Source organism: Bartonella sp. AA81SXKL (assembly GCF_042196945.1).
Classification (GTDB): Bacteria; Pseudomonadota; Alphaproteobacteria; order Rhizobiales; family Rhizobiaceae; genus Bartonella.
Genome location: NZ_JBHIRH010000359.1, coordinates 1 through 597 on the forward strand (window position 1 = coordinate 1; position 597 = coordinate 597).

General features: G+C 36.3%; 1 protein-coding gene. It reads right to left on the reverse strand.

The features are described 5' to 3' along the window. A partial coding sequence (locus tag ACFINZ_RS11690) for a prephenate dehydrogenase/arogenate dehydrogenase family protein (protein ID WP_375701606.1) occupies positions 1–298 on the reverse strand: 298 nt, incomplete at its 3' end. Positions 299–597: the final 299 nt, after the last annotated feature.

Consider the following 597-nt stretch of genomic DNA (forward strand, 5'->3'; position numbering starts at 1 on the left):
GTGCCATTTCTGCAATAACCAACGCTTTTGTAGAACCAACATCACTCACAATCGCTCCAGGTTTTAAATGATCATGAAGTGATTTTGCCACTTGCGCACTGGCTCCTACAGGAACAGAAAGAATAACCAAATCGGCTCCTTCAACAGCTTCTGCCTTATCCGTGGTATAAAAATCCCCAAGTTGCAATTCGCGTGCTCTTATCAGCGTTTCTTGACGACGCGTTGCAATAGAAATATGAGCCGCAAGATTATTCTTTTTAATGACTCTTGCTAAAGAAGACCCAATCAAACTGAACATCGAGCATTTTTTACCTTTAAAAACTCTTTGAAAACAATAACAAAGCCACAAGTGGTCTCTTGTTTATTCAAGAGTTATGTATCAAACATTTAAAAAACCACAACCGACAAAAGAAAATGGAATAATAAAATCATTCGCCTCCCAATCATCATCTGCGCAAGCTAGTAACAGATTCCTTTTATTTGGAAAATGTACTTCCAAATGAGTGATAAAACGTAACATCAAACTCTAAATTTTTTAATTCATTGCTTACAAGCATGCGTCACTGCATAAAATACAAATGCTTTTCATAAATTTTC